The sequence below is a fragment of the Spiractinospora alimapuensis genome (assembly GCF_018437505.1).
GTDB classification, from domain to species: domain Bacteria; phylum Actinomycetota; class Actinomycetes; order Streptosporangiales; family Streptosporangiaceae; genus Spiractinospora; species Spiractinospora alimapuensis.
Window position 1 is genome coordinate 4,293,323 of sequence record NZ_CP072467.1, and the last position, 16,938, is coordinate 4,310,260.

A 16,938-nucleotide genomic window follows, 5' to 3' on the forward strand; every position below is an offset into this window, starting at 1 on the left:
GTCTGGCGGCGGTCAGCCGCGCCGGCGGCGGATGAGCCAGCGCAGGAGGACGACGCCGACGACCGCGGCGACGGCTGCGATCGCGACCCGCTTCAGCACGGGCGTTCCCGCCATTTCCACGAGGTCGATCGCCTCGTCCTGTGCTGGGCGGGCGGCGACGTTCTCGTCCACGGAGTAGGCGCGGCTCACGCGTGGCTGGGCCCCCGCGTCGGCACCGGCTCCGGCCCCGGCCGCCGCGCCGGGAGCCGAGGTGGTTCCACCGGTCGGCGCTTCCTGGGTCTCTCCACCAGCGGCCGGCTGGGTGAGTTCGGTGGCCAGGTTGTCGGCGAACCGGTTCACCAGCTTCCCGCTGACGTCACTGAGCATGCCGCGTCCGGTCTGTGCGACCCGGCCGGTGATGTTCAGGTCGGTCGTGACACTGACCCGAGTGCCGTCGTCGCTGGGTTGGACCCGCGCGGTGATGCGTGCGTCGGCGGTTCCCGAGCCGCGGGCCTCCTTCCCCTTGGCCTCGATCTCCGCGACACGGTTGTCGTCGTCCCGCGACACGATCTTGGCCTGTCCGCGGTACGTCACGGTGATCGGACCGACCTTGACCTTCACCCGACCGTTGTACGTCTCGCCCTCGGACGAGTCCAGGGTCGCGCCCGGCATGCAGGGCGCGATCCGCTCCACGTCCAGCAAGGCCTCCCATACCTGGTCAGGAGGTACGGGGACGGTGAAGTCGTTCTCCAGTTGCATGCTCACAGCTCTGAGCCCGGCCTTCCTAGCCACCCAAGTGGCTCTCCTCTACGGCCCGGTGGCGTGCGCCGGCGGACCGTGCCCCGGCGCACACCACCCTCGACGACCGAGTTGATCAGAGTCCCGCCGCCCGCGCCAGAGCCCGTCCGGTCAGGACACGGGACAGGTGCCGGCGGTAGTCCTCCTTGCCGTGGAGATCACTGGGCGGGTTGGTGCCCTCGTCGGCGGTCCGTGCCGCCTCCGCCAGTGCCTCCTCCTGCGCGGGGACGCCGCGAACGGCCGACTCCACCGACGCGGCGCGAACGGGCACGGAGTCCATGTTCGTGAGCCCGATCCGCGCCTCGGCGACGGAACCGTTGCTGCGCCGCACCGCCGCCGCGACCCCGACGATGGCCCACGCCTGCGCCGTCCGGGTGAACTTCTCGTAGTGGAAGTTCCACCCGCCCCACTTCTTGGGGATACGGATGCCCGTCAGCACCTCGTCCTGTTCCAGAGTGGTCTCCAGATAGTCGACGAAGAACTCCGAGGCGGGGATGACCCGTTCGCCGCCCGCCCCCTGGACCACCATCTCGGCCTCGAGCGCCAACGCGACGGCGGGCAGGTCGCTGGCCGGGTCGGCGTGCGCGAAGGCGCCGCCGAGTGTCCCCCGGTGGCGTACCGCCGGGTCGGCGACGGTCTGGGTGGCCGTGGCCAACAGGGAACAGTGCTCCGCGATCAGCGGGTCCCGGACCACGTCGTAGTGCGTGGTCATGGCGCCGATCCACAGGTGGTCGCCCTCGTCGCGCACCCCACGCACGTCCTGGATCCCGCCGAGGTCGATCACGACGTCGGGCTCGGCGAACCGGAGCCGCAGGAGCGGCATCAGGCTCTGGCCGCCCGCGATGACCTTGGGGTCCTCGCTCTCGCCCATGGCCTCGACCGCGGAGGCGATGTCGTTCGGTTTGAGGTACTCGAAACGCGGTGGGATCACTGTGCGCCTCCTTGGCCACGGGCGGCGACCACGGCGCGCCAGACCCGCTCAGGTGTGCAGGGCATTTCGATGTTGGTGACGCCCATCGGGGCGAGGGCGTCCACGATCGCGTTGACGACGGCCGGTGTGGAGGCGATGGTGCCCGCCTCCCCGACGCCCTTGACCCCCAGCGGGTTGGACGTGGCCGGGGTCTCCGTCCGGTCGGTGACGAACTCCGGCAGGTCCGCCGCGGTCGGCAGCAGGTAGTCGGCCATGGTCGCGGTCACGAGGTTGCCGCTGTCGTCGTAGACGGCCTCCTCGAACAGGGCCTGGGCGATGCCCTGCGCGAGTCCGCCGTGCACCTGCCCTTCCACGATCAACGGGTTGACGGTCTTCCCCACGTCGTCCACCGCGACATAGGAGCGCAACCGGACCTGCCCGGTCTCGGTGTCGACCTCCGCGGCGCACAGGTGGGTCCCGTGCGGGAAGGAGAAGTTCTCCGGGTCGAAGGTGAACTCCGCGTCGATGGTGGGCTCCATGCCGTCCGGCAGGTCGTGCGCGGCGAACGTCGTGAGCGCGACGTCCTGGATGGAGGCCTTCGGCTCGGTGGTGCCCCGCACCCGGAACGCGCCGTCGCGGAACTCCAGATCCGACTCGGCGGCCTCGAGCATGTGCGCGGCGAGCGGACGCGCCTTCTCGATCACCCGGTCGCAGGCCCCCACCACGGCGACGCCCCCGACGGTCAGCGAACGCGACCCGTAGGTGTCCATGCCGCGGGGACACCCGGGTGTCACCGTGCAGCACCTGGACGTCGGAGAACGGAACGCCCAGCCGGTCGGCGACGATCTGGCTCCACGCGGTGTCGTGACCCTGCCCGTGCGGGGTCGCCCCGCTCACCACCTCGACCTTCCCGGTGGGCAGCATCCGTACGGACGCCTGCTCCCACCCGCCGGCGGAATAGTTGAGCTGGCCGAGGACGCGGGAGGGAGCCAGACCACACATCTCCGTGTAGGTGGAGATGCCCAGTCCGAGTTGCACCCGGTCGCCCCGTTCGCGGCGCTCCCGCTGCTCACGCCGCAGCCCCTCGTAGTTGAAGAGCTGCTCGGCCCGCTCTGTAGCGGCCTCGTAGTTGCCCGAGTCGTAGGTCAGCCCCGCGACCGAGTCGTAGGGAAACTCCTCGTGCTTGATCCAGTTGCGCCGCCGGAGTTCCAGCGGATCCATCCCCAGTTCCGCGGCGAGTTCGTCCATGATGCGTTCGATGGCGAAGGTCGCCTCCGGGCGACCCGCGCCGCGGTAGGCGTCCGTGGGCATCTTCGTGGTGAAGACGCCGGTCGCCGTGAAGTGGTAGGCGTCCATCTTGTAGATGCCCGGGAACATGAACGCGCCGAGCACCGGGATGCCGGGCGTCACCAGCATCAGATAGGCGCCCATGTCGGCGAGCAGGTCCACCTTGAGGCCACGGAGCCGGCCGTCGGCGTCCGCGGCGATGGAGACGTCCTGGATCTGGTCCCGCCCGTGGTGCGTGGTCTGGAACCCCTCACTGCGGGTCTCGGTCCACTTGACCGGGGTGCCCAGGCGCTTGGCCAACAGCAGCGCCAGCACTTCCTCCCCGGTCACCTGCAGCTTGGATCCGAAGCCGCCGCCCACGTCCGGCGCCACGACCCGGATCTCGTGCTCCGGGATCCCCGTCACCAGCGCGAGCTGGATCTTCAGGATGTGCGGGATCTGGGTGGCCGACCACAGCGTGAAGCCGTCGCTGTCGGGCGCGCACACCACGGCCCGTGGTTCCATCGCGGCGGGGATCAGCCGTTGCTGCCGATAGCGCCGCGTCACCGTGACCGCGGCGTCGCTGAAGGCCTCGTCGACGTCCCCGGTGTCCAACGGCCACACGAAGGACTTGTTGGTCCCCACGTCCGCGTGCACCAGGTCGGCGCCGTCGGCGAGCGCGGCCTCCATGTCCATGACCGGGGGCAGTGGTTCGTAGTCGACGTCGATGGACTCCAGCGCGTCGGCCGCCGCGTAGGCGTCCCGCGCCACGACGCAGGCCACGATCTCGCCGGCGTAGCGGACTTCCTCCACCGCCATCGGCGGGTGGTTGGGGATCACCGTGTCCTCGGTCACCGGCCAGGCGCAGGGCAGGCTTCCCTGCTCGCCGGCGAGGTCCGCACCGGTCAGGACCGTGACCACGCCGGGCTGTCGGCGCGCCTCGGAGGTGTCGATGCGGGTGATGCGGGCGTGCGCCTCCGGGCTCCGCAGGAACGCCACGAACTGCGTTCCGGGGAGTTGGATGCTGCTCGTCCACTGTGTGCGCCCCGTGATGAGTCGGGCATCCTCCTTGCGGGGAAGTGCCTGGCCGAGCGGGGTAGTGGTCATGACGCACCCCCCGACGTCGGCGCGGGTGCGTCCGCCCCCGCCGTCGACGTGGCCTGCTGGGGAACGCTGCCGGGCTCGGCCGCGCTGGCACGCATGACCTCCGCCGCGGAGCGGACGGCGCGCACGATGTTGGCGTAGCCCGTACAGCGACAGAGGTTGCCCTCCAGCCCCTCGCGGATCTCGTCGTCCGTGGGGTCGGGGTTCTCCCGGAGCAGGTCCACGGCCGCGATGATCATCCCGGGCGTGCAGTAGCCGCACTGCAGGGCGTGGGCCTCGTGGAAGGCCTTCTGGACCGGGTGCAGCACCCCGTCCTCGGCGAGCCCCTCGATCGTGGTGATGTCGTGCCCGTCGGCCTGAGCGGCGAGCACCGAGCAGCTCTTTGTGGACAGGCCATCCATGAGTACCGTGCAGGAGCCGCAGTTCGTCGTGTCACACCCCACGGGTGTGCCGACCTTGCCGAGGCGTTCGCGGAGATAATGGATGAGCAGCAGGCGTGCTTCGACCTGATCGTCGTAGCGGACACCGTCAACGGTCGCGCGGATCTGTGGCATTCAGGCTACACCTCCGGGATTTGGCCATGGAGACTGCTCCAGGGGTAGAGCCAACGTAAAACACGCCTTCGCGACTCGCCAGAGGAAGTCAGCTAAAACGGGACCAAGTCTTGGCACGGTTTGTTAAGACACCGCGCGTGGTCGCGCGTTAGGGCGCGTATTCGTTGCGGTCGCCTCATCCCGGCTGGTGGCTCACCCCTGACGCTGCCGCGTACGCCCTACGCCACCGACGATTCCGGCGATGACCAGCCCGGCGATCAGCACGGGCAGGGCCCAAAGTCCGCTGAATTCCAGATGGCCGGTGCCGCGCAGGATGAATGCCGCGCCCAGAGCGACGAACAGAATTCCGGCACTCAGCGAAAACCAGTCAAAAGGTCGCTTTTCAGACATGGTTCACCGTCACGTTCCCCGCATGCGATCGAAGGTTGAGGACCAGCGTGGCGGGAGTCGTCTCCTCGACGTCCTCGGCGTCCGCCATGGTGTCGGCGTTGGGTTCGAGTGTCTCCGTCAGGTCGACGCGGAACCCGGCCCGTGACGATGAATCCAGTATGTTCACCCCTCCAAGGAAGACTTGTCCGCGCACCTCGGTGGCCACGGTGTCCGGAATGAGGACGTCCAGCGTCCCGAACCCCACCGTGGCGTCCACGGTGAGCTGCTGCCCGGGATCGAGCTCGTCGTAGGGTACGGCGGACAGGTCGAGCAGCGCGCTCCCACCGGTCAGTTCGTGCGGTGTCTCCGCCTCGGACACGCTGGCCGGGCGCCAGTTCGGTCCACCCACCTCTGTCTCGGTGAGGTCCGTCATGACGCTGGTGGTCGTCACCAACACCGCGAGGATGCCGAGAATCGCGAGCCCACGCGGGTCGCCGAACCAGGACCCCAGCAGGAAGGCGGTTCCGATGATCACGATGGCGCTCCCCAAGAACACGGTGCCGGCGCCCTCACCGACCAACAGTGCGGCCGAGGGCGCGTCGGCGGCCGCCGCGATCCCCACGGCGACGGCACAGATCAGTCCGACGGCGACCATCGCGAGCGAGGGCCCGCGGTGGCGCGGCGCCGGTGCCTGGTCACGTGCGGCCGGAGAGGACTCTGAGGAGTCCTGCCGGGACTCCTCCTCGCCCGTCGACTCGGCGACGAGCCGCATGTCGACCGGACCACCACCCGCCACCGACCAGGGAACGGCGGGATCGTAGTAGGCGGGCTCGGACGGTGGCGCCGGCTCGGGAGGAGCGGGCGCGTCGGAGCGCAGCAGTGTGGGCAGGTCGCGCGCGGTCTGCGCGAGGTCGACACCCCGGGCGCGCGCCGTCAACAGGCCGAGCAGCAGGGGGACCGAGAGAACGAGCGTCCCCCATCCGGGACCGCCGAAGATGCTGAGCGCCGCACACGCCGCGATCCCCGCCGCCAGCAGCGACAGGACCGCCTCAGGGTGCAGCCGCCGGTTCAGCAACTGCTCGGCCAAGGCCGGCCCCTGCTCCTCGTCACGCATGAGCGCCCAGGCCGCGAAGTACAGCAGTACCCCCACGCCGCCGGCGAGGGCGGTCATGACGAACGCCGATCGCCAGACGACCGGGTCGACGCGTGTGTAGGCCCCCAGGCCCGCACACACCCCGGTCAGTACGCCCTGGGAAGGCGCCCGGTGCAGCGGCCGCCCCTCCTCGGTCGGCACCGCCTTCTCCTCGGTCCCACCCTGCTGCTCCTCCATGGCTCCATCGTGGACCACCGGGCCTCTCACATCCATCAGGGACGACCCTGACCCGGCCCGGAGCGGCTCCCCGGAGAAACGCGGGGGCGTCCCCGATGTGCTCCGGGGTCGTCAGCGTGCATCCTGAGAGAACACGAGGACGCGATCAGGAGAGCACGTGGCCGACACCGCAACGACGACGCCCCGGATGTACCGGAGCGTGGACGACCGGCTGGTCGCCGGCGTCGGCGCCGGCCTGGCCGAACACCTCGGGCTCGAGAAGAACATCGTGCGCCTGGCGCTGCTCGTGCTCGCGATCGGTGGCGTCGGCATCGCCATCTACATCGCACTCGTCGTCTTCGTTCCGCCGGCGCTCCACGCGCCCGCCACGTCGGACGACGCGTCCGCCGAGAGCGACGAGGCCCGAGCGGCGCGCGCCACCTCCACCCGATCCACCGGGCGCCGGATCGCGCAGGTCCTCGCGTTCGCCGCGGTGGCGCTGATCGGGTGGATCCTGCTCGGCGCGCTCGGGGGCATCGTCGACCCCCTGCTGTGGTTCATCGTCTTCGGCATGCTCGGCGTCGCCGTCCTCTGGTACCAGGCCAACCCCGCGCAGCGCGACACCTGGGTCGGCACGCCGGGACTGACCGGCCGACGCAACCTGCTGCGGATCGCCGCCGGCGTCGCCCTGATCGTCATCGGTGTCGTCGGCTTCCTCGCCTTCCGCCAGGAGATCAGCGAGGCGCGCCAAGGCCTCTCCGCCACGTTCGCCGTCCTGTGTGGCATCGCGATGGTCGCCGCACCGTGGATCCTCAGCCTGGTGCGGGAACGCGACCTCGAGCGCAAGGAACGCATCCGCAGCCAGGAACGGGCCGACATCGCCGCCCACATCCACGACTCGGTGCTGCAGACCCTGGCGCTCATCCAGCGCAAGTCCGACGACCCCCGCGAGGTGCAGCGACTGGCCCGAGTCCAGGAACGCGCCCTGCGCTCGTGGCTCTACGGATCCGCCGCCACCGCGGCCACGACCGTCGCCGTCGGCATGGAGCGCATGGCGGCCGACGTCGAACAGGAGCACGGTGTGCCCATCGAGGTCGTGTGCGTGGGGGACGCCGACATCGACGACACCCTGCGCCCCGTCGTCAACGCCGCCCGCGAGGCCGTCGTCAACGCGGCGAAGTACGCCGGCGTCGGCTCCATCTCGGTCTACTGCGAGGTCGAACCCGAGGAGATGCTCGTGTTCGTCCGGGACCGTGGTGCTGGGTTTGACCTGGAGTCGATTCCGGCGGATCGGATGGGCGTACGGGGGTCGATCATCGGCCGGATGGAGCGCCACGGCGGATCCGCCCGCATCCGTACCGCCCCGGGGGAGGGGACTGAGGTCCAGCTCCGGATGCCCCGGACGGCAGCGGGCTGACGCACACCTCCTGGTGGATGGCCGAGGCCGTGGGGTGCGGTGTACGCCGGCGCTCCGCGTGCGCGTGGTGGGGGTCGGGAGCGAGCGGGAGTTTGCTCCGGGCGAACCGTTGGAGCGCCATGGTGCGTCCGGCTGGGGGGCGGCGTTCGCCCGGGCGCGCCGCACGGGCACGGGTACGGGGCAGATCAGGTCGCGGAGGTCCGCCCGCATCCGTACCGCCCCGGGGATGGGGACTGAGGTCCAGCTCCGGATGCCCCGGACGGCAGCGGGCTGACGCACACCTCCCGGTGGATGGCCGAGGCTGTGAGGTGTGGTGTTCGCCGGCGCTCCGCGTGTGGCCCCAGGCTCGGCGAGAACGAGAGGCTAGACAGGGGATCGGGGCCTCGAGGTCCGGCCGGGCCCACCGCGCCCAGGCGGGACGCGGACGCACGATCCCGACGTCGGGGACAGCGGCACGGCGCGGCACCGCGTGGCGTAACGGACGCCCACCAGTTCTTCAGACCGTGAGGCGATCCGAGTAGGCTCGAAGGCGTGACTGACGAGACGCGTTCCGAGGCCCAGCTCCCTCGCGTCGTCCTGGTGGACGACCACCGGATGTTCCGGACCGGTGTCCGGGAGGAGCTCGGCGACCGCGTGACGATCGTGGGTGAGGCGGGCGACGTCGACAACGCCGTCCGGGTCATCCAGGAGCACCAGCCCGACCTCGTCCTGCTCGACGTGCACCTTCCCGGCGGGGGAGGTGTCGAGGTGCTGCGGCGGGTTCTCGCCGCGAACCCCGACATCCGCTTCCTCGCCCTGTCGGTGTCCGACGCCGCCGAGGACGTCATCGGAATCATCCGCGGTGGAGCTCGCGGCTACGTCACCAAGACGATCTCCGGCAAGGAACTCGCTGACGCCATCGTGCGGGTGGCCGACGGCGACGCCGTGTTCTCGCCGCGGCTGGCCGGCTTCGTCCTGGACGCCTTCTCCGCCACCGACGCGCCCCCTATCGACCCCGAGCTGGACCGCCTGACCCAACGCGAGCGGGAGGTCCTGCGTCTCATCGCGCGCGGATACGCCTACAAGGAGGCGGCGAAGGAGCTCTTCATCTCGGTGAAGACCGTGGAGACCCACGTCTCCTCCGTGCTGCGCAAGCTCCAGTTGTCCAACCGCCACGAACTGTCCCGCTGGGCGAGCGCGCGCAAGCTCGTGTGAGCCGTCAGGCCGACGGGCCCGGACTCCCGTCGGTCCCCTCCGGCAGTACGGAACGCGCCGCGAGAAGGTTCATCGCCGTTAGTCTCAGTACGACCTCGTCGCGCTGGTTGAGCAGCTCGATCGCGGTCCGGACGATCCCACGGTCGGGCTTGGTGCGCGAACGGCGGCTCTCGACGACGGTGGCGCGCAGCCGCAGCGCGTCCCCCGGCCGGACCGGGGCCACCCACCGCAGCTCGTCCACGCCGGGACTCGCCAGGCTGGCGACACTGGAGAGGTAGTGGCGAGCGAGCAGGCGCATCATCACCGCCGTCGTGTGCCAACCACTGGCGATCAGTCCGCCGAACTGGCCGTGCACGGCCGAGTCGGGATCGACGTGGAACGACTGCGGATCGAACTCCTCCGCGAAGGCGACGATGTCCTTCTCCCGCACCGTGACCGTGTCGTCGAACTCGTACGTCGTGCCGACGACGTAGTCCTCGAAGTACCGCTGGTCGATCGGTACCGGGAACGATCTCTCCACCATCGGATCTCCTCCCTCTGGTTGGCACTCACTCCGATTGTGGGGAGTGGAGTCGGCGACACGGCCCGGGAACCGCGAACACGCCCACCCCCGTGGCCCTCACTCAAGATTGCGCTAGGGAACGTCCGTGGCCAGCGCACGCAGGAGCCGCTCCAGGAACTCCTCCGTGGCGACCTCGGTGGGCAGGCGCACGGTGGGACGTTCCTCCGGCGCCGGGGTCGGGCGCAGGTCGGCAATGGTCATCCCGCGGGTGTGTGTCCCCGTGAGCTCCACCCGTACCGGGCGTTGCCGCTCGGCGACGACCAGGGACTGGTCCACCAGGATGGCGGCGGCGAGGGGGTCGTGCATGGCGCATGCCGTGTGCCCGAAGACCTCGGTGCTGTAGTGCCCGACATAGAACTCGAGGAACTTCGCGCAGAACTCCGCCCGCGTGCCCTGGACCCGGGACAGCCGGTCCAACCAGGGTTGGGTGGCCAGCGTCCGCATCGTCACGTCCAACGTGACCAGGGTGGTGTCGAAGCCGGCGGCAAGCACGCGTTCGGCCGCCTCGGGGTCCTTGTGGATGTTGGACTCGGCCCACGGAGTGGTGTTGCCCGGCGCGGTGACCGCGCCTCCCATGATGACCACCCGACCCAGCAGCCGCGGCAGCTCCGGTTCGATCGCGAGCGCGAGCGCCACGTTGGTCAACGTCCCCAGCACGAGGACGTCGATCTCCCCGGGGGCGACCCGGGCCAACTGGACCAGAAGCTCAGCGGCGGAGCCCGGTACCGCGCCCTCGCGCGCCGGCGGCGTCTCCACCTCGCCCAGGCCGTTCATCCCGTGAACGTGCTCGGCGAACGCGGCCGGCCCCACCAGGGGCCCCGCGGCCCCGCGGGCGACCGGCACCGTGGGCCGACCGAACAGGTGCATGAGGCGCGACGCGTTGTCCGTGGTGACGTCGACCGGGTTGTTTCCGAAGACCGCCCCGACACCCACGATGTCGACCTCGGGGAGAGCCGTCAGGTAGGCGAGCGCGACCGCGTCGTCGATGCCCGGGTCGGTGTCCACGAATACTCGCATTGCGTCTCCATCTCGACGGTCACGGCCGGTGCCACGGGCCCAGAACCCGGTTTCCGTTCGGCGCGGCCACCGGGGCCACGCGCCGGGTCACCGCGATCGAGCCATCCGCAGCGTAACCGGGGCGGCACCGGCACCGCCGAACCGGGACCCGTCCACGCGTCCGGGTCCCGTGCGTCGGGGATCAGCCTCCGGAGCGCGGGTAGGTCAATCGCCGCAGCAGGACCTCCGCCGGGCCGCGTCGCCCCGCACGGTCCAGAAGCGCGGCGCCCACCAAGGTCACCAACCACACGCCGACCGCGAACGCCGCGATCGTGGCGCTGGACAGGTGCGACCCCCATCCGAGTCCCCACGCGGTCAGGAGCGGCGCGCAGATCAACGACTGCGCCAGGTAGCACGACAGGGACCGGCGACCGACCGCCACCACGGCGGCGCGGATCCGGCCCACGGGACGGCTGCGCAGCCAGTGGGCGATCAACCCGAAGAGGGCGACGTAGCCGATGCCGGCACACAGACCTGTGGGCGTCATGAGCACGGTGAACACGAACGCCGCCTCCTCTGGGAAGGAGACCACGCCCACGTGGACCAGCGCGTGCGGGAGTCCACCGACCCAGCCGATCGCGATCCCCACGCCGGCCACCCACCGCAGCAGGGTTAGGTGCCGCTCCGGTTCCTCCAGGACGCGCCGGCGCGCCGCCCAGAACCCGAGCAGGATGGCGATCGGTACCGCCAGCCCGAACAGCCCCTGGCCCACTACCAACAGCGGCCAGAACGACAGGCGGGCGACGATCGAGGAGAGGTAACTGTCGGTGGCCATGCTGTTCGCGGAGACCGCGAACGTGGAGAAGGTGTCCCCCGTGGCCTCGAGTCCCTGCGTCACCGCGAAGTACGCACCGATCGCGGAGAACACGGCCAGCAGCACGAGGATCCCGACGCCCACGCCGGACCAGGCCAACAGCGTGGTGTCACGGCGACGCAGGAACAACGCGCCGACGACGAGGCCCGCGAGACCGTAGGCGGCGAGAACGTCCCCCATGAACAGCAGCGCGGCGTGGACGAAGCCGAAGACCAACAACCACACGTTGCGCCGGACGAGCAGGCGCCGGGCCCGACCCTCCGACTCACCGAGCCGCACCTGCCGCTGGAGTAGCTGGACCATGCCGTATCCGAACAGACACGCGAACATCGGATAGACGCGACCATCGACCCCGGTGAGGATGACCGCCTGCACGAATCGGTCCACCGTCGATCCGTCGGGCGGGTGGATCGTGGTGTCGACGTAGGCGCGGCCCCAGAGGTACCAGGGCGTGTTCGCGAGGGCGATCAGCAGCAGCATGAACCCCCGCGCGAGGTCGGGCGCGAGCGCCCGCTCCGCGGCACGGGTCGGGCCGGGGGCCGGGGTCTGGGGGCGGGATGCGGCCGTCTGTTCGGCGGTTGCCTGAAGAGGGGTGTGCTCGGGCTCCGATGCCATGACCTCATCGTGTCATCTGACCGTCGCCGAACGCAGTCCTCCCCAGGGGGCATTTCCGATCTTTCCGGGAATTCACGGTGTTCGCCCTGGTAAGTCCCTTCCCCTCGCCTCTCGACCTGGCGATCCCATACCGCGACGGGAGGCCTCGTGGGCCGACGGGACCGTCCGCCGACCGGGCGGCGTGGACGGCGAGAGTGGGGCCAACGGTCCCGCTGAACTAAAGCAACGTGTCCGATTCCGAGCGCCTAGGCTGGAGTGCGTGTCGGTCCATGAATCACTCCTCGAAGGCCTGAACGCCGCACAGCGCGACGCGGTGACGCACCAGGGGTCGCCCCTGCTGATCGTCGCGGGAGCCGGGTCCGGAAAGACCCGTGTTCTCACCCATCGCATCGCCTACCTGCTGCGAGAGCGTGATGTGCGGCCCGGTGAGATCCTCGCGATCACGTTCACCAACAAGGCCGCGGCCGAGATGCGGGAACGGATCGAAGGCCTCCTGGGCGCACGCGTCGCGCGCACGATGTGGATCATGACGTTCCACGCGGCCTGCGTGCGGATTCTCCGCCGGGAGGCAACGCGTCTGGGTTACCCGAGCAACTTCACCATCTACGACTCGGGCGACTCCCAGAGGCTGATGCAGCTCGTCTGCCGTGAGCTCGACCTCGACACCAAGAGGTACCCCCCGCGGTCCTTCTCGGCCGAGGTCTCCAACCTGAAGAACGAGCTCGTCGACTACGACACCTTCGAGGCCCGCGCGGACAACGACCGCGAACGCGTCCTCGCCCAGGCGTACAAGCTGTACCAGCGCCGGCTGCAGGAGGCCGGGGCCATGGACTTCGACGACCTCATCATGTTGACCGTGAACCTCATGGAGCTGTTCCCCGACGTGGCGGAGCACTACCAGCGGCGGTTCCGGCACATCATGGTCGACGAGTACCAGGACACCAACCACGCCCAGTACGAGCTGGTCCGCACCCTCGCCACGCCCCCGCGGCCGACCGACGACGGCGCGCCGGAGATCGAACCGGCGGAGCTCTGCGTCGTCGGCGACGCCGACCAGTCCATCTACGCCTTCCGGGGCGCGACGATCCGCAACATCGTCGAGTTCGAGCGGGACTACCCGAACGCGCGGACCGTGCTGCTGGAACAGAACTACCGGTCCACGAACACGATCCTGCGCGCGGCCAACGCGGTCATCAGCCAAAACACGGACCGAAAACCCAAGAACCTCTGGTCGGAGGTGGGGACGGGCGCCGCGATCGTCGGATACGTCGCCGACAACGAGCACGACGAGGCCTCGTTCGTCGTCAGTGAGATCGACCGACTCACCGACGCCGGGGACTGTCGGCCGGGTGACGTCGCGGTCTTCTATCGCACCAACGCGCAGTCCCGGGTGCTCGAGGAGATCTTCATCCGGCACGGGCTTCCGTACCGGATCGTCGGCGGGGTGCGCTTCTACGAGCGCAAGGAGATCCGCGACGTCCTGGCCTATCTGCGCGTGCTGGCCAACCCGGACGACACCGTGGCGCTGCGCCGCATCCTCAACGTTCCGAAGCGGGGGATCGGTGACCGCGCGGAGGCCACCGTCGAGGTCTTCGCCGCGCGCGAGCGAATCTCGTTCGCGGCGGCCCTACGCCGAGCGAACGAGGCGCCCGGTGTGGCCACCCGCTCGGTGAAGGCCATCGGCCAGTTCGTCGCCCTGCTGGACGAGCTCATGGAGCTCGTCCCCACGAGCTCGCCGGCCGAGATCATCGAGGCCGTGCTGCGACGGACCGGTTATCTGGAAGAACTCACCAACTCCAAGGACCTCCAGGACGAGAGCCGGGTGGAGAACCTGGAGGAGTTCGTGGAGGTCGCCCGGGAGTTCGAGCAGACCTTCACCGGACCCCTCTACCCGGAGGACACCGCGCAGGACGAGACCACCCAGTCCGGCGCCGAGTCTGTGGTGGCCGAGGAAGGCGCCGACGAAGGGGAGGAATCGGCGGACCAACCCGGCCCGCCCACCCTCGTGGACTTCCTGGAACAGGTGGCTCTGGTCGCCGACGCCGACCAGGTGGAAGAGGACGAGGGCGACGGAGTAGTCACGTTGATGACGCTGCACGCCGCCAAGGGACTGGAGTTCCCTGTCGTCTTCCTGACCGGAATGGAGGACGGCGTCTTCCCGCACATGCGAACCCTCGGGGACCGCAACGAGCTGGAAGAGGAACGTCGGCTGGCCTACGTCGGCATCACTCGGGCGAAGCACCGGCTGCACATCAGCAGGGCGGCCGTACGCAGCGCGTGGGGGACACCCAGCTACAACCCACCGTCCCGATTCCTGGCGGAGATTCCCGGCGACCTCATGGACTGGCAGCGCACGGGCGCGGAGTCTCGATCCATGGTCTCGGCAGGCAGACCGGCTCCGCCGCGGGCGCGCAGCGCGCGCAACGTCCCGTCGTTGGCGGCAGGGGACCGCGTCACCCACGACTCGTTCGGGCTGGGAACCGTTCTCGAGGTGGAGGGCAGCGGCGAACGCAGCCGGGTACGCATCGACTTCGGTGGGGACGTCGGCAGCAAGGACCTCCTCCTGGGCTACGCACCGGTCGAGAAGCTGTGAGCTAGACCGCGCGGCGGAACGGGATGAAGGAGTCTTCCCGCTCTGTTAATCTCGAAGAAGTCGAGCGAAACGAACGCGCAACGCGGGCGTGCCGACACTCTCCCTCCCTCTGGAGCACATCGAGTCCCTTCGGGGCATCTCGTCGTGTCGGGAGAGCTTCCCAGATCACACACTCGGTCGTTTGACAGGGTGAACGGGATGGGTAGACTGGGGGGGTTGCCCCGGAGACCGACGCGCTTCAGCGCGGGCCGGACGCCGGGACAAAGTAGAGAGAATCAAATGGTAATCTCTACGAAAGAAGCGAAAGCCCTGAAAAGGAATTCACTCAAAAATCTCGAATTTGCGAGATTGGCGAGCGGGTGCTAAATTGGGGTTAACAAAGTGAAGAGAGCCGCTTCCACGCGAAGACGCTGAGGGTCCTCGAGGTTGAGGGTGTTTGGTTGTTGTGGGTGGTGGGTGGTTGTTTCTTGAGAACTCAACAGCGCGTACGTTTGTTCTTGTGCCTTTATGGTTTGCCCCTGTTTTAGGGGTTCCTTTGATGAACAAGCCGAAACACAGTAACCGTTCTTCGGGATGGTTGGTGTGTTGTGGTTGATTTTGTCGGGAATTAGATTTCTCTAAAGGTTTACACCTACTGGCCGTTGGCTGGTTGGGTGTGTTTGGCCTTTGATGGAGAGTTTGATCCTGGCTCAGGACGAACGCTGGCGGCGTGCTTAACACATGCAAGTCGAACGCACCGCATCCTTTCGGGGGTGTTGGTGAGTGGCGAACGGGTGAGGAACACGTGAGTAACCTGCCCCTGACTTTGGGATAAGCCCGGGAAACTGGGTCTAATACCGAATGTTCACTCTTCTCCGCATGGTGGAGGGTGGAAAGGATTCGTCTGGTCGGGGATGGGCTCGCGGCCTATCAGCTTGTTGGTGGGGTGATGGCCTACCAAGGCGGTGACGGGTAGCCGGCCTGAGAGGGCGACCGGCCACACTGGGACTGAGACACGGCCCAGACTCCTGCGGGAGGCAGCAGTGGGGAATTTTGCGCAATGGGCGAAAGCCTGACGCAGCGACGCCGCGTGGGGGATGACGGCCTTCGGGTTGTAAACCTCTTTTCCTTTTGGCGTAGGCCACGGTTTCTGCCGTGGTTGACGGTAGGAGGGGAATAAGGACCGGCTAACTACGTGCCAGCAGCCGCGGTAATACGTAGGGTCCGAGCGTTGTCCGGAATTATTGGGCGTAAAGAGCTCGTAGGCGGCGTGTCACGTCTGCTGTGAAAGCCCGGAGCTTAACTCCGGGTGTGCAGTGGATACGGGCGTGCTTGAGGAAGGTAGGGGAGACTGGAATTCCTGGTGTAGCGGTGAAATGCGCAGATATCAGGAGGAACACCGGTGGCGAAGGCGGGTCTCTGGGCCTTTCCTGACGCTGAGGAGCGAAAGCGTGGGGAGCGAACAGGATTAGATACCCTGGTAGTCCACGCTGTAAACGTTGGGCGCTAGGTGTGGGACCTTTCCACGGGTTCTGTGCCGCAGCTAACGCATTAAGCGCCCCGCCTGGGGAGTACGGCCGCAAGGCTAAAACTCAAAGGAATTGACGGGGGCCCGCACAAGCGGCGGAGCATGTTGCTTAATTCGACGCAACGCGAAGAACCTTACCAAGGTTTGACATCGCCCTTATATCCACAGAGATGTGGTGCCCTTCGGGGGTGGGTGACAGGTGGTGCATGGCTGTCGTCAGCTCGTGTCGTGAGATGTTGGGTTAAGTCCCGCAACGAGCGCAACCCTTGTTCCATGTTGCCAGCACGTCATGGTGGGGACTCATGGGAGACTGCCGGGGTCAACTCGGAGGAAGGTGGGGATGACGTCAAGTCATCATGCCCCTTATGCCTTGGGCTGCAAACATGCTACAATGGCCGGTACAGCGGGGTGCGAAGCCGTGAGGTGGAGCGAATCCCGAAAAGCCGGTCTCGGTTCGGATCGGGGTCTGCAACTCGACCCTGTGAAGGTGGAGTCGCTAGTAATCGCGGATCAGCATTGCCGCGGTGAATACGTTCCCGGGCCTTGTACACACCGCCCGTCACGTCATGAAAGTTGGTAACACCCGAAGCGTGTGTCCCAACCCGTAAGGGAGGGAGCGCGCGAAGGTGGGACCGGCGATTGGGACGAAGTCGTAACAAGGTAGCCGTACCGGAAGGTGCGGCTGGATCACCTCCTTTCTAAGGAGCCTTAACCAGAAGGTGTGTGTTGACTCGTTTTCACCAAGAAGACGGGAACCACACCCGGTGGCTCGAAAGTGGACACACACCCACGGGTGTGTGGGGTGCGAGAACTTACGGTCCTCCACGATGACTCCCTTTTGCGGGGTTGTGGTGGGGGGCGCGCTGTTGGGCTCTGAAGAAGCCACTATCC

General features: G+C 68.2%; 11 protein-coding genes, 1 rRNA gene and 1 pseudogene. 4 read left to right on the forward strand and 9 right to left on the reverse strand.

Annotated elements, in window-relative coordinates:
- Positions 1 to 12: 12 nt before the first annotated feature.
- The 6 genes and pseudogenes from J4H86_RS20080 to J4H86_RS20110 all read right to left on the reverse strand — a co-directional run bounded on the left by J4H86_RS20080 (position 13) and on the right by J4H86_RS20110 (position 6,310).
- Positions 13 to 738: an SRPBCC family protein gene (locus J4H86_RS20080; protein ID WP_236539447.1), complete on the reverse strand. Its 726-nt coding sequence runs from the start codon at positions 736 to 738 to the stop codon at positions 13 to 15.
- Between the two features lie 115 nt (positions 739 to 853).
- On the reverse strand, positions 854 to 1,708 hold the full coding sequence (locus tag J4H86_RS20085; RefSeq protein WP_236539449.1) for an FAD binding domain-containing protein: 855 nt from the start codon (positions 1,706 to 1,708) through the stop codon (positions 854 to 856).
- Positions 1,705 to 4,060: pseudogene (locus J4H86_RS20095) on the reverse strand (xanthine dehydrogenase family protein molybdopterin-binding subunit). The gene J4H86_RS20085 and the pseudogene J4H86_RS20095 overlap by 4 nt, the downstream one beginning before the upstream one ends.
- Positions 4,057 to 4,611, reverse strand: a complete 555-nt coding sequence (locus J4H86_RS20100; RefSeq protein ID WP_236539451.1) for a (2Fe-2S)-binding protein — start codon at positions 4,609 to 4,611, stop codon at positions 4,057 to 4,059. Before J4H86_RS20100 ends, J4H86_RS20095 begins: the two are co-directional and overlap by 4 nt.
- A 192-nt stretch (positions 4,612 to 4,803) precedes the next feature.
- Positions 4,804 to 5,001, reverse strand: coding sequence for a hypothetical protein (locus tag J4H86_RS20105; protein ID WP_236539453.1), 198 nt, complete (start codon positions 4,999 to 5,001; stop codon positions 4,804 to 4,806).
- Entirely contained in the window at positions 4,994 to 6,310 is a 1,317-nt protein-coding gene (locus tag J4H86_RS20110; protein WP_236539455.1) for a PspC domain-containing protein, read from the reverse strand. The genes J4H86_RS20105 and J4H86_RS20110 overlap by 8 nt, the downstream gene beginning before the upstream one ends.
- A gap of 157 nt (positions 6,311 to 6,467) precedes the next feature.
- Between J4H86_RS20110 and J4H86_RS20115 the strand changes: the two genes are divergently transcribed.
- Together J4H86_RS20115 and J4H86_RS20120 are read left to right on the forward strand one after the other, a co-directional pair.
- On the forward strand, positions 6,468 to 7,706 hold the full coding sequence (locus J4H86_RS20115) for an ATP-binding protein (protein ID WP_236539458.1): 1,239 nt from the start codon (positions 6,468 to 6,470) through the stop codon (positions 7,704 to 7,706).
- 531 nt (positions 7,707 to 8,237) lie between these two features.
- Positions 8,238 to 8,900, forward strand: coding sequence for a response regulator (locus tag J4H86_RS20120; protein ID WP_269134487.1), 663 nt, complete (start codon positions 8,238 to 8,240; stop codon positions 8,898 to 8,900).
- Between the two features lie 4 nt (positions 8,901 to 8,904).
- On the opposite strand, the gene J4H86_RS20125 is transcribed toward J4H86_RS20120, so the two are convergent.
- The 3 genes from J4H86_RS20125 to J4H86_RS20135 all read right to left on the reverse strand — a co-directional run bounded on the left by J4H86_RS20125 (position 8,905) and on the right by J4H86_RS20135 (position 11,947).
- Entirely contained in the window at positions 8,905 to 9,423 is a 519-nt protein-coding gene (locus J4H86_RS20125; RefSeq protein ID WP_236539459.1) for a MaoC family dehydratase, read from the reverse strand.
- Positions 9,424 to 9,534: 111 nt separating this feature from the next.
- On the reverse strand, positions 9,535 to 10,479 hold the full coding sequence (locus J4H86_RS20130) for a nucleoside hydrolase (RefSeq protein WP_236539461.1): 945 nt from the start codon (positions 10,477 to 10,479) through the stop codon (positions 9,535 to 9,537).
- A 181-nt stretch (positions 10,480 to 10,660) separates the two neighbouring features.
- Positions 10,661 to 11,947, reverse strand: a complete 1,287-nt coding sequence (locus tag J4H86_RS20135; RefSeq protein WP_236539463.1) for a DUF418 domain-containing protein — start codon at positions 11,945 to 11,947, stop codon at positions 10,661 to 10,663.
- A 259-nt stretch (positions 11,948 to 12,206) separates the two neighbouring features.
- Here J4H86_RS20135 and J4H86_RS20140 point away from each other — a divergent pair, with 259 nt between their 5' ends.
- Entirely contained in the window at positions 12,207 to 14,540 is a 2,334-nt protein-coding gene (locus J4H86_RS20140) for a UvrD-helicase domain-containing protein (protein ID WP_236539464.1), read from the forward strand.
- A 666-nt stretch (positions 14,541 to 15,206) separates the two neighbouring features.
- Positions 15,207 to 16,745, forward strand: a 16S ribosomal RNA gene (locus tag J4H86_RS20145).
- Positions 16,746 to 16,938 lie beyond the last annotated feature (193 nt).

Bases quoted from the DNA above. Each gene is read 5' to 3' on its own strand.
- J4H86_RS20080 (WP_236539447.1), bottom strand. From the start codon at position 738: ATGCAACTGGAGAACGACTTCACCGTCCCCGTACCTCCTGACCAGGTA.
- J4H86_RS20100 (WP_236539451.1), bottom strand. From the start codon at position 4,611: ATGCCACAGATCCGCGCGACCGTTGACGGTGTCCGCTACGACGATCAG.
- J4H86_RS20105 (WP_236539453.1), bottom strand. From the start codon at position 5,001: ATGTCTGAAAAGCGACCTTTTGACTGGTTTTCGCTGAGTGCCGGAATT.
- J4H86_RS20110 (WP_236539455.1), bottom strand. From the start codon at position 6,310: ATGGAGGAGCAGCAGGGTGGGACCGAGGAGAAGGCGGTGCCGACCGAG.
- J4H86_RS20125 (WP_236539459.1), bottom strand. From the start codon at position 9,423: ATGGTGGAGAGATCGTTCCCGGTACCGATCGACCAGCGGTACTTCGAG.
- J4H86_RS20130 (WP_236539461.1), bottom strand. From the start codon at position 10,479: ATGCGAGTATTCGTGGACACCGACCCGGGCATCGACGACGCGGTCGCG.
- J4H86_RS20135 (WP_236539463.1), bottom strand. From the start codon at position 11,947: ATGGCATCGGAGCCCGAGCACACCCCTCTTCAGGCAACCGCCGAACAG.